Source organism: Escherichia sp. MOD1-EC6162, from assembly GCF_002965125.1.
Lineage (GTDB): Bacteria > Pseudomonadota > Gammaproteobacteria > Enterobacterales > Enterobacteriaceae > Escherichia > Escherichia marmotae.
The window spans coordinates 207069-227184 of sequence record NZ_PTSB01000001.1 but is presented as its reverse complement, the minus strand read 5'-3'; the positions used below and the strand labels follow the sequence as shown (position 1 = coordinate 227184).

At 50.8% G+C, this 20116-nt stretch carries 18 protein-coding genes and 1 tRNA gene; 10 read left to right on the top strand and 9 right to left on the bottom strand.

From position 1 onward, the window contains the following. Positions 1-15 precede the first annotated feature (15 nt). Positions 16-1272: an ion channel protein gene (locus A9587_RS01065; RefSeq protein WP_105263454.1), complete on the bottom strand. Its 1257-nt coding sequence runs from the start codon at positions 1270-1272 to the stop codon at positions 16-18. A gap of 203 nt (positions 1273-1475) precedes the next feature. On the opposite strand from A9587_RS01065, the gene glk reads away from it, so the two are divergent. The 6 genes from glk (at position 1476) to ptsP (ending at position 8911) form a co-directional block, all read left to right on the top strand. Further along, positions 1476-2441 (top strand): glucokinase, encoded by a 966-nt coding sequence (glk, locus tag A9587_RS01060; RefSeq protein ID WP_000170363.1) that lies wholly within the window; start codon positions 1476-1478, stop codon positions 2439-2441. Positions 2442-2659: 218 nt separating this feature from the next. After that, positions 2660-2986: a PTS fructose transporter subunit IIB gene (locus A9587_RS01055; RefSeq protein WP_000038452.1), complete on the top strand. Its 327-nt coding sequence runs from the start codon at positions 2660-2662 to the stop codon at positions 2984-2986. A gap of 20 nt (positions 2987-3006) precedes the next feature. Beyond that, positions 3007-4254, top strand: a complete 1248-nt coding sequence (locus A9587_RS01050; protein ID WP_001516817.1) for a PTS fructose transporter subunit IIC — start codon at positions 3007-3009, stop codon at positions 4252-4254. A gap of 14 nt (positions 4255-4268) precedes the next feature. After that, a complete protein-coding gene (gene ypdF, locus A9587_RS01045; protein WP_016249032.1) occupies positions 4269-5354 on the top strand; it encodes an aminopeptidase in 1086 nt (361 codons plus the stop codon). Beyond that, a complete protein-coding gene (ypdE, locus tag A9587_RS01040; RefSeq protein ID WP_000366068.1) occupies positions 5354-6391 on the top strand; it encodes an aminopeptidase in 1038 nt (345 codons plus the stop codon). The genes ypdF and ypdE overlap by 1 nt, the downstream gene beginning before the upstream one ends. A gap of 24 nt (positions 6392-6415) precedes the next feature. Further along, positions 6416-8911 carry a phosphoenolpyruvate--protein phosphotransferase gene (gene ptsP, locus A9587_RS01035; protein ID WP_105263453.1) on the top strand — a complete coding sequence of 832 codons (2496 nt, stop codon included), beginning with the start codon at positions 6416-6418 and terminating at the stop codon, positions 8909-8911. Between the two features lie 2 nt (positions 8912-8913). On the opposite strand, the gene A9587_RS01030 is transcribed toward ptsP, so the two are convergent. From A9587_RS01030 to ypdA, 3 genes are read right to left on the bottom strand one after another with little or no spacing between them, the layout of a single operon-like run. After that, positions 8914-9771, bottom strand: a complete 858-nt coding sequence (locus tag A9587_RS01030) for an AraC family transcriptional regulator (RefSeq protein WP_000648321.1) — start codon at positions 9769-9771, stop codon at positions 8914-8916. 13 nt (positions 9772-9784) lie between these two features. Continuing rightward, positions 9785-10519 carry a two-component system response regulator YpdB gene (gene ypdB / locus A9587_RS01025; protein WP_001516812.1) on the bottom strand — a complete coding sequence of 245 codons (735 nt, stop codon included), beginning with the start codon at positions 10517-10519 and terminating at the stop codon, positions 9785-9787. Positions 10520-10533: 14 nt separating this feature from the next. Further along, positions 10534-12231 (bottom strand): two-component system sensor histidine kinase YpdA, encoded by a 1698-nt coding sequence (ypdA, locus tag A9587_RS01020; RefSeq protein WP_000544386.1) that lies wholly within the window; start codon positions 12229-12231, stop codon positions 10534-10536. A gap of 376 nt (positions 12232-12607) precedes the next feature. Here ypdA and alaC point away from each other — a divergent pair, with 376 nt between their 5' ends. Beyond that, on the top strand, positions 12608-13846 hold the full coding sequence (gene alaC, locus A9587_RS01010) for an alanine transaminase (RefSeq protein WP_000785926.1): 1239 nt from the start codon (positions 12608-12610) through the stop codon (positions 13844-13846). Positions 13847-13909: 63 nt separating this feature from the next. On the opposite strand, the gene ypdK is transcribed toward alaC, so the two are convergent. Both ypdK and lpxP read right to left on the bottom strand, forming a co-directional pair. Beyond that, positions 13910-13981 carry a membrane protein YpdK gene (gene ypdK / locus A9587_RS01005; protein ID WP_010723117.1) on the bottom strand — a complete coding sequence of 24 codons (72 nt, stop codon included), beginning with the start codon at positions 13979-13981 and terminating at the stop codon, positions 13910-13912. Positions 13982-14336: 355 nt separating this feature from the next. Continuing rightward, complete coding sequence (lpxP, locus tag A9587_RS01000; protein WP_105263452.1) at positions 14337-15257, bottom strand: kdo(2)-lipid IV(A) palmitoleoyltransferase; 921 nt, start codon at positions 15255-15257, stop codon at positions 14337-14339. Positions 15258-15642: 385 nt separating this feature from the next. Here lpxP and A9587_RS00990 point away from each other — a divergent pair, with 385 nt between their 5' ends. Next, entirely contained in the window at positions 15643-15885 is a 243-nt protein-coding gene (locus A9587_RS00990) for a YfdY family protein (RefSeq protein ID WP_000639873.1), read from the top strand. Positions 15886-15898: 13 nt separating this feature from the next. Here the strand turns inward: A9587_RS00990 and A9587_RS00985 are convergent. Both A9587_RS00985 and A9587_RS00980 read right to left on the bottom strand, forming a co-directional pair. After that, a tRNA-Arg gene (locus A9587_RS00985) sits at positions 15899-15973 on the bottom strand. A gap of 75 nt (positions 15974-16048) precedes the next feature. Then, positions 16049-16981 carry a formate/nitrite transporter family protein gene (locus tag A9587_RS00980; RefSeq protein WP_000368110.1) on the bottom strand — a complete coding sequence of 311 codons (933 nt, stop codon included), beginning with the start codon at positions 16979-16981 and terminating at the stop codon, positions 16049-16051. 302 nt (positions 16982-17283) lie between these two features. On the opposite strand from A9587_RS00980, the gene mlaA reads away from it, so the two are divergent. Then, positions 17284-18039, top strand: coding sequence for a phospholipid-binding lipoprotein MlaA (gene mlaA / locus A9587_RS00970; protein WP_000776778.1), 756 nt, complete (start codon positions 17284-17286; stop codon positions 18037-18039). Between the two features lie 61 nt (positions 18040-18100). Here mlaA and fadL read toward each other — a convergent pair whose 3' ends face one another. Continuing rightward, the gene (gene fadL, locus A9587_RS00965) at positions 18101-19441 is read right to left on the bottom strand and encodes a long-chain fatty acid transporter FadL (RefSeq protein WP_001516804.1); all 1341 of its coding nucleotides are present in this window, start codon (positions 19439-19441) and stop codon (positions 18101-18103) included. 371 nt (positions 19442-19812) lie between these two features. Here fadL and A9587_RS00955 point away from each other — a divergent pair, with 371 nt between their 5' ends. After that, positions 19813-20097, top strand: coding sequence for a YfcZ/YiiS family protein (locus A9587_RS00955; protein ID WP_001296261.1), 285 nt, complete (start codon positions 19813-19815; stop codon positions 20095-20097). Positions 20098-20116 lie beyond the last annotated feature (19 nt).

Below are 20116 nucleotides of genomic sequence, written 5' to 3'. Positions count from 1 at the left end.
GGAGAGCATTTTTTGTTAAAGCTTATCGTGGGTGGGCTGTTGCTTCGGGCGATTCACAATCATCATTGGTTTACCTGCCAGCAATAGCCACGCCGGAAGCATGACGATACAAAGCAGCGGTAGCAAAGTGGTATCAGGTACAACGACCGCCGCCATAAACAGACTTAACCAGCCATCGCGCGTCACCACCAGTACTATGCCGAGAATAGCGCAGGAAACGGTAATTGCCGCCGGGACTGCGGGAACATGTTCATGCAGCATCAACCCTAACGCTACGCCAACAAACACGGCCGGGAAGATTCGCCCACCACGAAATCCGCTGGCGGCGGCAATAACCAGGGCGGCAAGTTTAATGAGCGCCAGCAAAAAGTAATCGCTGGCGCTCAAAGCCTGATTCATCACCATTTGCTGCATCTCATCCAGTCCTTTAAACAGTGAGACAGATCCGCCGATGACGCCCAGAATACCCAGCATAAAACCGCCAACTCCCAGCATGAGTACTGGGTTTTTAATCTGATGCATCATCGCGTGCAACCGTGGCAGACACCACACAGCAACCATCCCCGCAGCGATGGCAATCGTCGCCACAATGGCACCGCTGATGATGTCGGTCATCTGCATCTGTTCGTAATGCGCAATGGGTAGCGAAAAATGAGGATGAAAAAATAGACTTGTGGTCAGAGCACCAGTCGCCGCCGCCATTAACGGTGCAAAGAGCCGATCCCATAGCGGGACTTCATTACTGCCATTTAAGGTTTGCGAAAATATCAACGCTGCCGCAACAGGTGTACCAAACAGCGCGCCGATAGTTCCGGCTGAGGCTAAAATAGTCCACTCCATCCGGTGAACTCGTGGTAACAGACGAGTGCCAATCGCCACTGCGAGAGCGATATTAACGGTCATGATCGGATGTTCCGGCCCGAGGCTGACGCCACCAGCAAGACCGAGAATTAATGCCAGGATCAGTCCCGGTAGCGCAGAGGGGGAAACCGGTGCGCCGATCAGTGGTTCACTGGCCGGATCTGGCCCGGCATGACCCTGGCTGAAACGGATAACCAGTCCTACCGCGATCCCTGTCAGCGTTAATATTCCGATGATCCACAGCGGTGAGTCCTGAGCTAACCCCAGACTTTCCGGTAGTCGTTGCCAGAGCAAACTCTGTAATACCGAGGCGATTTTCATCACTACAATCAGAATAAGACTGGACGCAATCCCAATTGCCACCGCGGGAAGCGATAATAACAACATGGTTCTGGCTCGCGGATGGAGCATGTTCTATTCCTTATGCGGGATCAGATACTTAGTTTGCCCAGCTTGCATAAAGGCATCGCTGCAATTGGTGCTGAAACGATAAAGTAATTGTGTGACCCAGATCGATATTTACAGGGAGCCAGCCTTTCCGGCGTTGTTGTTATGCCCCCAGGTATTTACAGTGTGAGAAAGAATTCTTTTGACTTTAGCGGAGCAGTAGAAGAATGACAAAGTATGCATTAGTCGGTGATGTGGGCGGCACCAACGCACGTCTTGCCCTGTGTGATATTGCCAGTGGCGAAATCTCGCAGGCTAAAACCTATTCAGGGCTTGATTATCCCAGCCTGGAAGCGGTCATTCGCGTTTATCTCGAAGAACATAAGGTTGAGGTGAAAGACGGCTGTATTGCCATCGCTTGCCCAATCACCGGTGACTGGGTGGCAATGACCAACCACACCTGGGCATTTTCGATTGCTGAAATGAAAAAGAGCCTCGGTTTTAGCCATCTGGAAATTATCAATGATTTTACGGCGGTTTCGATGGCGATCCCGATGCTGAAAAAAGAGCACCTGATCCAGTTTGGCGGAGCAGAACCAGTAGAAGGTAAACCAATCGCGGTGTACGGTGCCGGAACAGGGCTTGGGGTTGCGCATCTGGTCCATGTAGATAAACGCTGGATCAGCCTGCCGGGTGAGGGCGGTCACGTTGATTTTGCGCCAAATAGCGAAGAAGAGGCCATTATCCTCGAAATACTGCGTGCGGAAATTGGCCATGTCTCGGCGGAGCGCGTGCTTTCTGGCCCTGGGCTGGTGAATCTGTATCGTGCGATTGTGAAAGCCGATAACCGCCTGCCGGAAAATCTCAAGCCGAAAGATATTACCGAACGTGCACTGGCCGACAGTTGCACCGATTGTCGTCGGGCATTGTCGCTGTTTTGCGTCATAATGGGACGTTTTGGCGGCAATCTGGCGCTCAATCTCGGGACATTTGGCGGTGTGTATATTGCAGGCGGTATCGTGCCGCGTTTCCTCGAGTTCTTCAAAGCTTCTGGTTTCCGCGCCGCTTTTGAAGACAAAGGCCGCTTTAAAGAATATGTCCATGATATTCCGGTTTATCTCATCGTCCATGACAATCCGGGACTTCTCGGTTCGGGCGCACATCTACGCCAGACCTTAGGCCACATCCTGTAAAACCTTCCTGTCATATCGGGAGGAATCTCTCCCGATAGTCATTTAAATCATAGAGTTAATTAGATTTTTCTTTGTGTTTCATCACAAGGCCGACCTGCGTCACACTTCCGTATAACGGGATTAATTATCCAGTAAAAGCATTATTTGTCTGGTAACAGCGATTTATTTTGCACGTTCATAATTTCACTCGCTAACTATAACCAAGCGAGGAAATAACGATGAGTAAGAAACTGATTGCCCTGTGTGCTTGCCCGATGGGGCTGGCGCACACCTTTATGGCTGCCCAGGCGCTGGAAGAAGCGGCGGTAGAAGCAGGCTATGAAGTGAAAATTGAAACCCAGGGCGCAGATGGCATCCAGAACCGTCTTACGGCGCAAGATATCGCAGAGGCGACCATCATCATCCACTCCGTGGCGGTTACCCCGGAAGATAACGAACGTTTTGAGTCACGCGATGTTTATGAAATCACTTTGCAGGACGCAATTAAAAACGCTGCGGGCATCATCAAAGAAATCGAAGAGATGATTGCCGCTGAACAGGCGTAATTTTTTACAGGGATATTGTTATGGCCATTAAAAAACGCAGTGCAACCGTTGTGCCTGGCGCATCCGGTGCGGCAGCGGCAGTTAAGAATCCGCAGGCCTCTAAAAGCAGCTTCTGGGGTGAACTCCCGCAGCACGTGATGTCAGGGATTTCACGCATGGTGCCGACCTTAATTATGGGCGGTGTGATCCTCGCTTTCAGCCAGTTGATTGCTTATAGCTGGCTGAAAATTCCCGCTGACATTGGCATTATGGATGCGCTCAATAGTGGGAAATTTACCGGTTTCGACCTCTCGTTACTGAAATTTGCCTGGCTGTCGCAGTCGTTTGGCGGCGTGCTATTTGGCTTTGCCATTCCGATGTTCGCCGCCTTTGTGGCTAACTCCATTGGTGGCAAACTGGCGTTCCCGGCAGGGTTTATCGGCGGGTTGATGTCTACCCAGCCCACGCAACTGCTGAATTTTGACCCCAGCACCATGCAGTGGGCGACCTCTTCGCCCGTGCCGTCCACCTTCATTGGCGCGCTGATTATTTCTATTGTCGCGGGTTACCTCGTGAAATGGATGAACCAGAAAATCCAGATGCCGGATTTCCTGTTAGCGTTCAAAACCACTTTTTTATTACCAATTCTTTCCGCCATTTTTGTCATGCTGGCGATGTATTACGTGATCACGCCGTTTGGTGGCTGGATCAACGGTGGCATTCGCGCCATGTTGACGGCAGCAGGTGAAAAAGGCGCGCTGATGTACGCAATGGGAATTGCCGCAGCAACGGCAATTGACCTGGGGGGGCCAATCAACAAAGCGGCAGGTTTCGTTGCCTTCAGCTTTACGACAGACCACGTACTACCCGTCACCGCGCGTTCTATCGCTATTGTTATTCCGCCGATTGGTCTGGGCCTGGCGACCATTATCGACCGTCGTTTAACCGGCAAACGCCTGTTCAACGCCCAGCTTTATCCACAGGGCAAAACCGCCATGTTCCTTGCGTTTATGGGTATCAGTGAAGGTGCTATTCCGTTCGCGCTGGAAAGTCCCATCACCGCCATTCCGTCCTATATGGTAGGTGCGATTGTTGGTTCCACCGCCGCTGTCTGGCTGGGTGCAGTGCAGTGGTTCCCGGAATCTGCTATCTGGGCATGGCCGCTGGTTACTAACCTCGGCGTCTATATGGCGGGGATCGCGTTGGGGGCAATCATCACTGCGCTGATGGTGGTGTTCCTGCGTCTGATGATGTTCCGCAAAGGCAAATTGTTAATCGATAGCCTGTAAGAAGGACAATCCTGATGACATTACTCGCTTCGCTGCGCGACTGGCTTGCGGAACAACAGCTTGATGCGGTGCTTCTCTCTTCACGGCAGAACAAGCAGCCACATCTGGGACTCTCCACCGGATCAGGCTATGTGGTGATTAGCCGTGAGAGCGCGCACATTCTGGTGGACTCACGCTATTACGCGGATGTGGAAGCCCGTGCGCAAGGCTACCAGCTACATTTACTCGATGCGGCGCAGACGCTTGCAACCATCGTCAATCAGCTCATTGCCGATGAGCAACTGCAAACGCTTGGTTTTGAAAGCCAGCAGGTGAGTTGGGAAAGCGCACATCGCTGGCAGACTGAACTCAATGCAACGTTGGTCAGCGCCACGCCGGACGTACTGCGGCAAATCAAAATGCCGGAGGAGGTAGAGAAAATCCGCCTCGCCTGTGGGATTGCCGATCGCGGTGCGCAACATATCCGCCGGTTTATACAGGCGGGGATGAGCGAGCGTGAGATAGCCGCTGAACTGGAGTGGTTTATGCGCCAGCAGGGCGCGGAAAAAGCCTCTTTTGACACCATTGTTGCCAGTGGCTGGCGTGGGGCGCTACCGCACGGCAAGGCCAGCGACAAGATTGTTGCCGCGGGCGAGTTTGTCACTCTCGATTTCGGTGCGCTGTATCAGGGCTACTGTTCTGATATGACGCGCACCTTTCTGGTGAATGGCGAAGGGGTGAGCGCCGAATCTCACCCGCTGTTTAACGTGTATCAGATTGTCCTGCAGGCGCAACTGGCTGCAATCTCTGCGATTCGCCCCGGTGTGCGTTGTCAGCAGGTTGACGACGCCGCGCGTCGGGTGATTACCGAGGCTGGTTATGGCGAGTATTTCGGTCATAACACCGGTCACGCCATCGGTATTGAAGTGCATGAAGATCCGCGCTTTTCACCGCGGGACAGCACGATGCTCCTGCCAGGTATGTTACTGACCGTGGAGCCGGGGATTTATTTGCCAGGGCAAGGGGGCGTGCGCATCGAAGATGTCGTGCTGGTTACCCCGCAAGGCGCAGAAGTGCTGTACGCCATGCCGAAAACAGTGTTGCTCACGGGAGAGGCATAATGGATTTATCGCTATTAAAAGCGTTGAGCGAGGCAGATGCGATCGCCTCCTCGGAACAGGAAGTGCGGCAGATCCTGCTGGAGGAAGCGGATCGCCTGCAAAAAAAGGTCCGTTTTGATGGTCTGGGATCGGTGCTGATCCGCCTCAATGAATCGACAGGTCCGAAGGTGATGATCTGCGCGCATATGGACGAAGTGGGATTTATGGTACGCAGCATCTCCTGTGAGGGTGCTATCGACGTGCTGCCGGTTGGTAATGTGCGCATGGCCGCCCGCCAGCTTCAGCCGGTGCGGATCACCACCCGTGAAGAATGCAAAATTCCAGGCCTGCTCGATGGCGAAAGGCAGGGAAATGACGTTAGCGCAATGCGCGTGGACATTGGCGCACGTTCTTATGACGAAGTCATGCAGGCGGGAGTTCGTCCGGGCGATCGCGTCACCTTCGATACCACTTTTCAGGTTCTCCCTCACCAGCGGGTAATGGGCAAAGCCTTTGATGACCGCCTCGGTTGCTACCTGCTGGTGACTTTACTGCGCGAGCTGCACGACGCCGAACTCCCTGTGGAAGTCTGGCTGGTGGCCAGTTCCAGCGAAGAGGTTGGCTTACGCGGCGGGCAAACCGCCACCCGCGCAGTGTCGCCGGACGTCGCCATTGTGCTGGATACCGCCTGCTGGGCGAAAAACTTTGATTATGGCGCGGCTAACCATCGCCAGATTGGTAACGGCCCGATGCTGGTGTTAAGTGATAAATCGCTGATTGTGCCGCCAAAATTCATCGCGTGGATTGAAAGCGTGGCGGCAGAAATTGGTGTGCCGTTGCAGGCGGATATGCTCAGCAACGGCGGCACGGACGGTGGAGCGATTCACTTAACCGGCACAGGCATACCCACAGTGGTGATGGGCCCTGCCACCCGCCACGGCCATTGTGCCGCGTCGATTGCCGATTGCCGCGACATTTTGCAGATGCAGCAACTTTTATCTGCACTTATTCAACGTATTACGCGTGAGACCGTTGTTCAACTGACGGATTTCAGATGATCTCCTGATTAACCCGGAGCGGTTATGTTAACGATTCAATTTCTTTGCCCTTTGCCTAACGGTCTTCATGCTCGCCCGGCGTGGGAACTTAAAGAACAGTGCAGCCAGTGGCAAAGTGCAGTGACCTTCATCAACCATCGCCAGAATGCGAAGGCCGATGCAAAAAGCTCGCTGGCACTGATTGGCACCGGAACCTTATTTAATGACAGTTGCAGCCTGAACATTAGCGGCAGCGATGAAGAGCAGGCGCGGCGCGTGCTGGAAGAATATATCCAGGTGCGCTTTATCGACAGCGACAGCGTCCAGCCGACGCAGGCAGAGCTGATGGCACATCCGTTACCGCGTTCATTAAGCCGCCTGAATCCAGATTTGTTGTATGGAAATGTGCTGGCGAGCGGTATCGGCGTTGGTACACTGACCTTATTACAGAGCGATAATCTCGACAGTTATCGCGTGATCCCCGCCTGTGCACAAGATTCCACCCGACTGGAACACAGCCTGGCAACGCTTGCCGAGCAACTGAACCAGCAACTGCGTGAGCGTGACGGCGAAAGCAAAACTATTCTCAGCGCCCATTTGTCACTGATTCAGGATGACGAGTTTTCAGGCAATATCCGTCGGCTGATGGCTGAACAGCATCAGGGGCTGGGCGCGGCGATCATCAGTAATATGGAACAGGTTTGCGACAAACTTTCTGCCTCTGCCAGCGATTACCTGCGTGAGCGGGTCAGCGATATCCGCGATATCAGCGAACAGTTGTTGCATATCACCTGGCCGGAGCTGAAGCCACGCAATAATCTGGTGCTTGAAAAACCGACCATTCTGGTTGCTGAGGATTTAACGCCAAGCCAGTTTTTGAGCCTTGATCTAAAAAATCTCGCGGGCATGATTCTGGAGAAAACCGGGCGCACCTCGCATACCCTGATTCTGGCACGTGCTTCGATGATCCCCGTTCTTAGCGGCCTGCCGCTGGATGCGATAGCACGCTATGCCGGACAACCGGCGGTGCTTGATGCCCAGTGCGGCGTGCTGGCGATTAATCCTGATGACGCGGTGAGTGGTTATTACCAGGTGGCACAGACGCTGGCGGATAAACGTCAGCAGCAACAAGCACTTGCCGCTGCGCAACAGGCGTACTCCCGCGATCACAAGCGTATTGATATTGCTGCGAATATTGGCACTGCTCTGGAAGCACCAGGCGCGTTTGCTAACGGCGCGGAAGGCGTCGGGCTGTTCCGTACCGAAATGCTGTATATGGATCGCGATAGTGCGCCGGACGAGCAGGAACAGTTTGAAGCCTACCAGCAGGTGTTACTGGCAGCGGGCGAAAAGCCGATTATCTTCCGTACGATGGACATCGGCGGCGATAAAAGCATTCCTTACCTCAACATTCCCCAGGAAGAGAACCCGTTCCTCGGCTATCGTGCGGTACGTATTTACCCGGAATTTGCTGGTCTGTTCCGCACTCAACTGCGGGCTATTTTGCGTGCTGCCAGTTTTGGCAACGCTCAGTTGATGATCCCAATGGTGCACAGCCTCGATCAGATCTTATGGGTAAAGAGTGAGATCCAGAAGGCAATCGTTGAGCTTAAACGCGATGGCCTGCGCCATGCAGAATCGCTCCCGCTTGGGATCATGGTGGAAGTGCCGTCGGTGTGTTACATCATCGACCACTTCTGTGATGAGGTCGATTTCTTCAGTATCGGCTCCAACGATATGACCCAGTATTTGTATGCGGTCGATCGTAATAATCCGCGCGTATCGCCGCTGTATAACCCGATTACGCCATCGTTCCTGCGCATGTTGCGGCAGATCATTACCACTGCGCATCAGCGGGGCAAATGGGTGGGAATTTGCGGGGAGCTGGGTGGCGAAAGCCGCTATCTGCCGCTACTGCTTGGGCTGGGTCTGGATGAGTTAAGTATGAGTAGCCCACGCATTCCGGCGGTGAAAAACCAGCTTCGGCAACTGGATAGCGAGGCGTGTCAGGAACTGGCGCGTCAGGCGTGCGAGTGCCGCAGCGCGCAGGAAATTGAAGCGTTACTCACTGCGTTTACACCGCAAGAAGACGTTCGTCCGCTGCTGGCGCTGGAGAATATCTTCGTTGATCAGACTTTTAGCAATAAAGAGCAGGCTATTCAGTTCCTGTGCGGCAACCTTGGCGTTAACGGGCGTACTGAGCATCCGTTCGAGCTGGAAGAAGATGTCTGGCAGCGTGAGGAGATTGTCACCACTGGCGTTGGTTTTGGCGTGGCGATCCCGCACACCAAATCTCAGTGGATCCGCCATTCCAGTATCAGTATTGCCCGCCTGGTGAAACCTGTCGACTGGCAGTCAGAGATGGGCGATGTCGAACTGGTGATCATGTTGACGCTGGGCGCTAGCGAAGGAATGAACCATGTGAAAGTCTTTTCGCAACTGGCGCGCAAACTGGTGAATAAAAACTTCCGCCAATCGCTGTTTGCCGCCAAAGATGCTCAAAGTATTCTGACACTGCTCGAAACAGAGCTAACTTTTTAAATTTAGCCCTGAAAACGGGCGCTGTACTCTCCTGGCGTCAGACCAAACTGACGCCGGAAGACGCGACAAAAATAGTCGCTATCCGGAAAGCCGCAGCGTTGTGCTACTTCATGAATTGACAGGTGGTATTTCTGCAAAATCATCCTCGCCTTTGCCATCCGCACCCAACGCACATACTCGATAAATCGCATCGTCCCATGCAGCGCAAACAGTTTTGACAGGTGATTTGGCGTGATATTAAAAAACTGCGCCACATTCTCGCGGGTGAGCGGCTGGGCATAATTATCCTGAACCCAGTTACAAATGCTGTGATAGAGAAAATCGCCGCGCGGCTGCGAATGACCCGGCGGCATATTTACCACGTTGCGGCAAAGATGCAGCAAACTGAGTACCAACGGTTGAATGATATTCTGCTCCAGCGGCGAACGGCTGAGATGGGTGAGGGCGGTGAGTATTGCTTCACCTTCACCGCGTTGCAGGCTGGGAAGCTGGAGCTGGCGAACCGGATGTAACAGTGTGGTGGTACGGCTATCGTAAAACGACAACCCCAGCCATGTTGGTGCAAACACCAGGCTTAACAACATAACAGGTTTGTTGTTGACCGGTAAATTAGCCGCGCGCGCCGGAATAAACAGTATTTCCCCTTCCACCATGCGTTGCTGTTTTGCTGCCAGTTGATTGCCGTATTCGCCGCGCAGCACAATATCCAGCCGGGGGAAATCAATACATAAACTGCCTACCGGCAACGAGGCGGGCTGGCTGGCAAACCAGACGCGCCCCAGTCGCTGTGGGTTAAGCACCAGGCCGCTGAACAGATCTGCGAAAAATTGTTGATCGGCGGGCAAGCCTGTTGCTTTCATGGATATCCCCGATTTATAGATGCATTAATTGTCTGAATTCTTTAACTTTGCTGCGGCTGACAGGCACTTCAAAATCCAGATCTTTCAGTCGCAGAATGTAGGTGTTATTAAACCACGGTTCGATTTCGCGGATTTTGTTCAGATTGACACAAAATGAGCGATGGCAGCGGAAAAAATGCGACGGCGGCAATTTGCTGCAAAACTCGGTGATGTTCATCGGCATCACGTAGGATTCACGCCGCGTATAGACAAAGGTCATTTTTTCGTGCGCTTCGGCGTAATAAATATCATTAATTGGCGTGACGATAATTCGCTCATCTTTCACCAGATTAATGGTGTCATTCTCCCGCGTTACTGTTACCGCAGGCGTACTGCTGGTTTGCTGTTGCTGCCAGGCCGCTTCCAGTTTTTGTAGCATCCCGGTGATGCGTGATTCCTGATACGGTTTGAGAATGTAGTCAAACGCCTCCAGTTCAAACGCTTCTACCGCATGTTCTTTCCACGCGGTGATAAACACAATAAACGGTTTATGGGCGAACTGGCTGATGTTTTGCGCCAGCAGCACGCCATCCAGCGACGGAATATTGATATCCAGAAAAATGGCGTCGACGCGGTTATGTTGCAAAAACTTCAACACGTCCAGACCGTCGTCAAAGGTGCCGACAATCTCCATCTGGCTATGCTCTTTAATTAGCCAGCTCAGTTCCTGTTGCGCCAGGAATTCGTCTTCAACAATGATGACTTTCACAATATCACTCCGGCTCAAAGCAATAACGTAGCCTGTGAGGCGACAGGGGTGCGTTGGTTAGGAATGTAAAACGCAATTTCCGTTCCGGGTTCCAGACGGCGGATATGCAACCCCTCGCCATACAATAACTTCACGCGATGATGCACATTCAACAGGCCTATTTTATTACCTGGCATTTCGTTCGCTTCGACTCGTTCAATCACTTGTGGATCGATGCCATGCCCGGTATCTCTGACCGCAATGCGGACCCGATTACCGCACTCTGCGACGCTAATAGTTACAACACCTTTTCCTTTACAGGGTTGAATGCCGTGGACAATGGCGTTCTCCACCAACGGCTGAATCAGCAGGCTGGGAATACAGCAATTCACCTCTTCATCAATATCATAGATAACCGTCAGCTTGTCACCAAAGCGGGCCTGCTCAATGGCGATATAGTCTTTGATTTGATATAGCTCTTTTTTAATATCGATTTGCTCATCGTCTTTTAATTCAATGTTATAGCGCAGATAACGCGACAGATTAAAGATCAACTGGCGAGCGGTATCTGGATTCAGACGAATCGATGAGGAGATTGCGTTCAGTGCGTTAAACAGGAAATGGGGATTAATTTTACTTTGCAGGGCGCGAAGCTCTGCCTTATTTGCCATTTCACGTAACTGCTCGGCACGGGAAACCTCCAGTTGGGTGGAGATAATTTGCGACAGTCCTACCGCCATCTCCTGTAATGAGGACGTAATCTGGTGCGCGTGGCAGTAGTAAATTTTCAGCGTTCCGGTCACAACGCCTTTCTCCCACAATGGGATCACCAGCATCGAGTGGATTTCCGGTGTGCGGTGGGCTTCATCATTGTTTTTAATGATGATTTTCCCATAATTCATCGCCTGACGCGTCGTTGGGCTAATGAAGTCATCGCCATTCTGGTAGTTATGCTCGCCCACACCGACATAGGCCAGTACATGCTCGGTATTGGTAATCGCCACCGCGTCGGCGTGAATATCGTCACGGATAATTTCACAGACTTTACGTAACGATTCGCTATTCACGTGACGAAACAGCGGCAGGGTTTTATTGGCAATATCCAGCGCCAGCTTGGCCTGCCGCGCAGCGCTGGCCTCTTTTTCGCCTTCAACGCTTTGCACCAGCAGTACAATAAAGCCGATACAGACACTGCCGAGGATCATCGGAATCCCGATTTTGGAGACGATATCCAGCCCCAGCTCGGTGGTTGGTGCCCAGACAATCACCAGAATCATGGTTAGTGTTTCGCAGAGCATACCGCCCAGAATACCGACGCGCCAACGCTGCGCTTTGGGGATTTTCAGGTTAATCCAGCCAGAAATACAGCCCGCCAGAATACTGGTGATAAAGCAGGGGATCGCCGTCACGCCTCCAATATCAATAAGATAGCGGTGAATCCCGGCTATTACGCCGGTAATGATGCCCACCCACGGGCCAAATAAAATCCCGCCTGACATTACCGCAATAATACGCACGTTAACCAGCGAGCCTTCCACCGGCACGCCGGACCAGGTGCTGAACAGGGCGAACAACGAGAAAATGGCGGTAACGGCAAGCAACTCTTTTGGTGAGTGCGCCGACTTGTGTAACAACTCGCGAAACAGGCGGATACGAATAAGGAAGAACAGGCAGATAAGCATTAACGCTGCCCGATCGAAGACCGCCAGCAGCATGTTGAATATTTCGTGCACGGGTAACTCTGGATAAGGATTAAACCTCTATGATAGGTAACCTGAGGGCTGATGACCAGCAGACCATTTTTGAGGAAAAACCACAAATTTAAAAGGGGATTGTCAGGTAAATGGTGCATTGGCAATACATATCTTGATAATGCACATCAGGTTGGTAAATTTATTGAAATTATAATGTTAATTAATGTGGTGGTATTTTCTTGGGAAAAGGTGAGAATTTCCTGTTTTATTACTGATGTTCCTCTTTTATGGCAGCAAAAATTTTTTTGCTAAAACGCTCGACAGACAGATTTTATTCAGGCTATTTTCAAAACAGCCACCTATCGTGGTAGCGTCGCTCGGACGGTCCGGGCGCTCACGTTAATCTGAGGAAATTATGGCTGACACTCGCCCTGAACGTCGCTTTACGCGTATTGATCGTCTCCCGCCTTACGTTTTTAACATTACCGCTGAACTGAAAATGGCTGCGCGTCGGCGCGGCGAAGATATTATCGATTTCAGTATGGGTAACCCTGACGGCGCAACTCCGCCGCATATTGTTGAAAAGTTATGCACTGTAGCACAGCGCCCGGATACGCACGGTTACTCCACTTCACGCGGCATTCCACGGTTACGTCGCGCCATTTCTCGCTGGTATCAGGATCGTTACGACGTTGAAATCGACCCGGAATCAGAAGCCATCGTCACCATTGGCTCGAAAGAGGGGCTGGCGCACCTGATGCTGGCGACGCTGGATCACGGTGACACGGTGCTGGTGCCTAATCCCAGCTACCCGATTCATATCTACGGTGCGGTGATTGCCGGGGCGCAGGTACGTTCAGTACCGCTGGTGGAGGGTGTTGATTTTTTCAATGAACTGGAACGTGCTATTCGCGAGAGTTATCCGAAACCGAAGATGATGATCCTCGGCTTCCCGTCGAACCCAACCGCGCAATGTGTGGAACTGGAGTTCTTCGAAAAGGTTGTTGCGCTGGCGAAACGCTACGATGTGCTGGTGGTTCATGACCTGGCTTATGCCGATATCGTCTACGATGGCTGGAAAGCGCCGTCAATTATGCAGGTTCCGGGCGCACGCGACGTAGCGGTCGAGTTCTTTACGCTGTCGAAAAGTTACAACATGGCAGGCTGGCGTATCGGCTTTATGGTTGGCAACAAAACGCTGGTCAGCGCGTTGGCACGCATCAAAAGCTATCACGATTACGGCACCTTTACACCGTTGCAGGTGGCGGCTATTGCGGCGCTGGAAGGCGATCAGCAGTGTGTGCGCGACATTGCCGAACAGTATAAGCGCCGTCGCGATGTGCTGGTAAAAGGGCTGCATGAAGCGGGCTGGATGGTCGAAATACCGAAAGCCTCAATGTATGTTTGGGCAAAAATCCCGGAACCATATGCAGCGATGGGCTCTCTGGAATTTGCCAAAAAGCTGCTCAATGAAGCGAAGGTTTGCGTCTCGCCGGGTATCGGTTTTGGTGACTACGGTGACACCCATGTACGCTTTGCGTTAATTGAAAACCGTGACCGCATTCGTCAGGCTGTCAGAGGCATCAAAGCAATGTTCCGCGCTGATGGCTTACTGCCAGCCAGCAGTAAACATATTCACGAAAACGGCGAATAAATGTATTCTCAGAAAAGCAAACAGGAGCCAGACGGCTCCTGTTTTTCATTGCACAGTTTGCTTTTAGATCATCAGGGCAAAAGTACCGGCCCAAACGATGACCATAAAAGAAATGCCCATAAAGAAATATTTCACTTTACATCTCTCCGCGTAATTACTGTTACGCCTGAATGACTTCACTACATCTGGTACAGTGAGTTGACACCGGGCAAAACGACCTTAAAAGTCCTCAGCTTTGCCGTGGGCATCATCCCAGAATTCTGAGCTGATTTGCTCGAGACGGCGCTAATGTACGCCTAAAACTAAATTGAAACAAGTGGCATTTTCTTATTTACTTTTAGTAACTTACGAGTGTCTCATATCGACGACAGTTTAATTTCTGCCAGTAATAATTCACGATTTAGCGAAGGGAAAAGCCTTAAGAAAAAAGCCATAAAAACCATTGAGTTATTGTGGCTAATTTGAAGAGGGAAAGAGAACGGGTCGTTTGTTAAACGTATAACGACGCTTCACCCACCGGACGTGTTTTGAAGCGGCGGTGGATCCAGAGATATTGCTCCGGTGCACGCATAATCTCTTTCTCAATAACCTTGTTCATATAAGCGGCAGCCTGACATTCATCAGTCGGGTAACCTTCCATTTCTGGGGTGATATACAAACGGTATCCGCTGTAATCGGCTTTTCGAACCATTGTCACAGTCAACATGGCGGAACCTGAAAGGCGAGACAATACGTAGGTGCCATTGGTTGTTGCGACATTTTCTACCGCAAAGAACGGGGCGAAGGAGCTACCCTTACGACCATAATCCTGGTCGGGGGCAAACCATACGGCTTCACCTTTTTTCAAAGCGCCGACAATACCGCGCAGATTATTTCTGCCGATCATCGCTTTGTTAGAGCGCATGCGACCACGAGTCTGTACCCATTCCATCAACTGGTTATTATGCGGACGATAAGTTGCCATCATTGGCTGGCAAAGTCCCATTACGCGGCCACCCAGTTCCAGCGACATAAAATGTACGCCGACGACCATTACGCCACGATTTTGCATTTGTGCGCGTTGCAGGTTATCCAGGCCTTCGACATCAAACCACTTACGCACGCGACGATCGGGCCAGAACCACGCCATTCCGGTTTCAACCAGCGCCATACCAAGCGAGCGAAAGTTTTCGGCAATGATCTTCTCGCGTTCTTCAGAAGAATGCTGCGGGAAACAAAGTTCAAGGTTTTTACGCGCGATGGATTCGCGACGTTTCAGAAATGGTCTGGCCATCGTGCCGATACGTGTGCCAAGAAAGCACAGAACAGGATAAGGAAGTTGTACCCAAAGCCAGAGTACGCCAAGACCAAACCACGTGAGCCAGTAGCGAAGATGGAGAAACTCGCGGGAAAATTTGCGTTGTGGAAACATAGTTACCTTCTGTAGATACTAATTGTTGTATCGCAGAAGATTCCATGTCGACAGCGGTACACTCAATATATTAGGCCATCATGTACGACAATGGTTCCTGTAAAGAGTGTAAAGACTAGCCAGGACAAAACCACGAGGAGCATGAATGCGGTACTTCTACTGTAACACTGGCAGATCGTTTTCAGCCACTTTTTATTAATCATGCTGAATAAATATTTTTCCACCTGACAAAGAACCGTTTGTAACACCTTGTTTTAACTCCACTGCTGGTCGGGTAAGAGAAGAATGTTGATAAATTGTTGCATAAATTGCAAGTATATAAGGATTGTCTTACTATAAAAGTAACTGAAGTTACAGGTTTTTTAGCACGGCAGGAGGTTGAGCTATGATTTATTTATGGATGTTTCTCGCGCTTTGCATTGTCTGTGTTAGTGGGTATATCGGTCAGGTACTGAATATAGCATCTGCCGTTTCTTCTTTTTTTGGCATGGTGATCCTTGCCGCACTCATTTATTACTTCACTATGTGGTTAACTGGCGGTAATGAGCTGGCAACGGGGATATTTATGTTTCTTGCCCCGGCTTGTGGCTTGATGATCCGCTTTATGGTGGGGTATGGAAGGCGGTAATGAGGGGGAGATATGGTGTCCCCTGCAGGAATCGAACCTGCAATTAGCCCTTAGGAGGGGCTCGTTATATCCATTTAACTAAGAGGACAATGCGGCATGAGTATAACCGCTATTAAACAGCGGAGTAAGTACACCGCCGCTCGATTGCTTAAACCCTCGCCACTTACACCGGGTTTTTATCATTTTTCTTAATGGTTTCCGCACATTCTGCTTTCTGGCGGGCCTCTTCTTTACGCTTGTTACTCATATCGTTGCGGATCTGTGCATGGCTCATTAACGCGAAGATGAAAGTGCCGCCGCAAATATTCCCCGCCAGAGTAGGTAGCGCAAATGGCCAGATGAAATCGCTCCAGTGCAGCGTGCCGTTAAATACCAGATAGAGGATCTCTACAGAGCCCACGACGATGTGGGTGGTGTCACCCAGGGCGATAAGCCACGTCATTAATATAATTACCACAATCTTTGCCGCTCCTGCCGCAGGGAACATCCATACCATTGTGGCTATCAGCCAGCCGGAGATAATCGCGTTGGCAAACATCTCGCTGGGGGTGTTTTTCATTACATCCATGCCGATTTTGACAAACGCATCGCGGGTTTCTTCATTAAAGATAGGCATATACTCAAACGCCCACGCCGCAATACCTGTTCCAAGAATATTACCCAGCAACACGACGCCCCATAACCGCATCAGTAAGCCGATGTTGCCGATAGTCGGTTTTTGCATTACCGGCAGTACCGCAGTTACGGTATTCTCAGTAAATAATTGCTGGCGTGCCATAATGACGATAATAAAACCAAAGGTATAACCCAGATTCTCCAGCAAAAAACTCCCCGGTACACCTTCCAGTTCGACATGAAATATACCTTTTGCCAGTAGCGAAGCGCCCATCGACAGGCCCGCAGCAATAGCTGACCACAGTAGCGCCATTGCGTCGCGTTCCAGCTCTTTTTCGCCGTCCTGGCGGATATGCTCGTGAATAGCCATCGCTCTGGAGGGGAGTCGGTCTTCATCTATTTCTATTTTTTTCCCGCGTTCTTTTTCTTCACTCTCTACTTCAAGTTCGTCGCTGTGTTTATCTATTTTGTCGTTATCCATGGTGTCGTCTCTTGAATTAGCACGCATAGCTAAAGCGTAGCGGCTTTTTTGCTCGCAACTGGCGGGAGTTACTCTGAAAATGTATAAAAGGCCGCGTTTGCCTTTTTCTGTTTCTACGGAATCAAGTAGCCTACAGGGCGGCGATTACCAGGCTATGATCAAATCAGCATTTCAGGGCGTCTGGACATCAGTTGACGTGCTGCTACAATCGCCCACACCTAAACAGGCGGATACGGTATCGTTCCGTCATGGATGGCAAACTGCATAAGCCATAAAAAGCCATAAAAAACAGGGAGACATTTATGAAGCTTCGCCTGTCGGCGCTTGCTCTGGGAACTACGCTTCTGGTGGGGTGTGCGAGTTCCGGTACAGATCAGCAAGGGCGTTCAGACCCGTTAGAAGGGTTCAACCGCACCATGTACAATTTTAACTTCAATGTGTTAGACCCGTATGTGGTTCGACCGGTAGCTGTCGCCTGGCGTGATTATGTTCCGCAACCGGCGCGTAACGGTTTGAGCAATTTTACCGGCAACCTTGAAGAACCTGCGGTGATGGTTAACTATTTCCTGCAGGGCGACCCTTATCAGGGGATGGTTCACTTTACCCGCTTTTTCCTGAACACCATTTTGGGGATGGGTGGCTTTATTGATGTTGCGGGGATGGCGAATCCGAAACTGCAACGTACTGAACCTCACCGTTTTGGTAGTACGCTCGGTCACTATGGCGTGGGCTATGGGCCGTATGTTCAGTTACCGTTCTACGGTAGTTTCACGCTGCGTGATGACGGCGGTGATATGGCAGATGCTCTTTACCCGGTACTTTCCTGGTTGACCTGGCCGATGTCTGTGGGTAAATGGACGCTTGAAGGGATCGAAACCCGTGCGCAGTTGCTGGATTCCGACGGTCTGCTTCGTCAGTCGTCCGATCCTTATATTATGGTTCGCGAGGCTTACTTCCAGCGTCATGATTTCATCGCCAATGGCGGCGAACTCAAACCGCAGGAAAACCCGAACGCGCAAGCGATTCAGGATGATTTAAAAGATATCGATTCTGAATAAGATGCAAATAAAAAAGGTGAGTCGTAAAACTCACCTTTTTTCTTATTAAGCTAACGTGTTATTAGAACGCGTAGTTAAAGTTAGTCCCGAACAGCCAGGCTTTACCTTCAGACTCGAATTGATATGGACCTTCGTTGATCTTCACGCTCTGACCGTGCATATAAGAGACGCCGACATCTACAGAAGCATCTTTATTAAATGCATAAGTAGTACCTGCGCTCAGCCAGAAACGGTCCTGATCCGGAATGGAGATAGAACGGTTCTGTGCCGGAACTGGGCTGTCATCGAAGGCAATGCCGGTACGGAAGGTCCAGTTATCATCGTAGTAATAAGTTGTACCCAACGCGATGCGGTAAGCATCTTTAAAGCCTTCATGTTTCTGGAACAGCGTATCGCCACCGGTTGAGGTTGCTTTCAGTTGTTGGAACTGACTCCAACTGGTGTAAGCCAGGCTATAGTGAATCGCCCACTGCGGATCAACACGGTTATAACCAGACACTTCCCACATTTCAGGCAGGTTCAGCGTCAGATAACCCGACTGCGTTGCGCCACCTGTAGCACCAGGCAAACCGAGATTGTAGTTATTCAGGCCAATTGGCAAGTCGCTGCTGTAGTTACCTTTGAAGTCAATTTTTACCTCAGAACGGTAGGTCAACGCGTAGCGGTTGTTTTTATCCAGTTCATACAGGATCCCGGCGTTCCAGCCAAAGCCCCACTGGTTGCCGTTCAGATGAGCAATTTTGGTGTTACTTTCAATATCATTAGCGGCTGCAGCCAGCGCTTGTCCCTGTGGTGTCCGTCCGGCGGGAGATTGCATAATCTGACCAGCAACCAGTTGCCCCAGATCACCTGCAAAACGTTCAATTTTTGCACGAGCATAGACGGCGTTAAGACCAAGACCGAAACTCCAGGCGTTGTTTAAGCGGTAGGCACCGCTTAAATTCATATTCACGGTTTCAAGGTCGGTTGTACCACCGACAGAACCGCCTGCATAAGTGTCATTAAACTCTGTCGCCAGACCATAGTTAGAGGTAATGGAAGCCCCCCAACCAAATTGGTCGTTAATCGGCGCAACAAAGTGTGCGTTCGGAACCCATGCTGTAGGTGCGATGTTATCCGCGTCGAGGCTACGACCAGACGGAGAAGTTCCGCTGATATTCACATCCGGATCAATATAAACCGCACCCGCAGAAAAAGTCGGGCGGTCAAACATGGTAATCAACGCGGGGTTACGGCTGACATTACCAGCATCATCGGCAATAGCGCCTTCCCCTGAATAAGCCCGACCCAGGCCAGAGGAAGAAAATTCGTTTAACTGAAAGCCTGCCGACCAGGCCTGGGTGGAGATAAGTGCCACTGCGACTGCGAGAGCAGACTTTGTAAACAGGGTTTTCTGGCTCATGACCATAACCTCAATAATTTATTTTTATACAAACTATGTTACGTGCTGTAACAGGAGCGCGAAGTGTAGGGGCTGATGTACATCTTAGAAATCAGACCAGTGGCGAGAGTATAGGTCTGACCAGATGGAATGTTGCAACTATGTTTCTATATTTTTTCAAATATGATCTAAGAAACGCGATCCAGTTGGCAAAATTTGGAGGTGGCGCACTCATTCATCCAGGTGAATTTTGTTTTAGATCATTTTTAAGTGTGATTTCGGTCACTTATCTGATTTTGCAGAATTAACAACTGGAGCAGCACTTTTCAGAAGCGTAAAATATCCGTAACGTTTATCTGGCACCTTGGGTGCACATACAGAGGAAATCAACGATGAGTAAATGTAGTGCTGATGAAACCCCGGTTTGCTGCTGTATGGATGTTGGCACCATTATGGACAACTCCGATTGCACCGCGTCTTACAGCCGCGTGTTTGCAAACCGCGCAGAAGCAGAACAAACGCTGGCGGCGCTGACTGAAAAAGCCCGTAGCGTAGAATCCGAACCATGCAAAATCACCCCGACTTTCACTGAAGAGTCTGACGGTGTTCGCCTGGATATTGATTTCACTTTTGCCTGCGAAGCTGAAATGCTGATTTTCCAGTTGGGTCTGCGTTAATTCCTCTCGGGTACATACG

Excerpts from the sequence above, each read along its gene's own strand:
- A9587_RS00955 (WP_001296261.1), top strand. The coding sequence starts at position 19,813 with ATGAGTAAATGTAGTGCTGATGAAACCCCGGTTTGCTGCTGTATGGAT.
- fadL (WP_001516804.1), bottom strand. The coding sequence starts at position 19,441 with ATGAGCCAGAAAACCCTGTTTACAAAGTCTGCTCTCGCAGTCGCAGTG.
- A9587_RS01030 (WP_000648321.1), bottom strand. The coding sequence starts at position 9,771 with ATGAAAGCAACAGGCTTGCCCGCCGATCAACAATTTTTCGCAGATCTG.
- alaC (WP_000785926.1), top strand. The coding sequence starts at position 12,608 with ATGGCTGACACTCGCCCTGAACGTCGCTTTACGCGTATTGATCGTCTC.
- lpxP (WP_105263452.1), bottom strand. The coding sequence starts at position 15,257 with ATGTTTCCACAACGCAAATTTTCCCGCGAGTTTCTCCATCTTCGCTAC.
- A9587_RS00990 (WP_000639873.1), top strand. The coding sequence starts at position 15,643 with ATGATTTATTTATGGATGTTTCTCGCGCTTTGCATTGTCTGTGTTAGT.
- A9587_RS00980 (WP_000368110.1), bottom strand. The coding sequence starts at position 16,981 with ATGGATAACGACAAAATAGATAAACACAGCGACGAACTTGAAGTAGAG.
- A9587_RS01055 (WP_000038452.1), top strand. The coding sequence starts at position 2,660 with ATGAGTAAGAAACTGATTGCCCTGTGTGCTTGCCCGATGGGGCTGGCG.
- A9587_RS01065 (WP_105263454.1), bottom strand. The coding sequence starts at position 1,272 with ATGCTCCATCCGCGAGCCAGAACCATGTTGTTATTATCGCTTCCCGCG.
- glk (WP_000170363.1), top strand. The coding sequence starts at position 1,476 with ATGACAAAGTATGCATTAGTCGGTGATGTGGGCGGCACCAACGCACGT.
- mlaA (WP_000776778.1), top strand. The coding sequence starts at position 17,284 with ATGAAGCTTCGCCTGTCGGCGCTTGCTCTGGGAACTACGCTTCTGGTG.
- A9587_RS01050 (WP_001516817.1), top strand. The coding sequence starts at position 3,007 with ATGGCCATTAAAAAACGCAGTGCAACCGTTGTGCCTGGCGCATCCGGT.
- ypdF (WP_016249032.1), top strand. The coding sequence starts at position 4,269 with ATGACATTACTCGCTTCGCTGCGCGACTGGCTTGCGGAACAACAGCTT.
- ypdE (WP_000366068.1), top strand. The coding sequence starts at position 5,354 with ATGGATTTATCGCTATTAAAAGCGTTGAGCGAGGCAGATGCGATCGCC.
- ptsP (WP_105263453.1), top strand. The coding sequence starts at position 6,416 with ATGTTAACGATTCAATTTCTTTGCCCTTTGCCTAACGGTCTTCATGCT.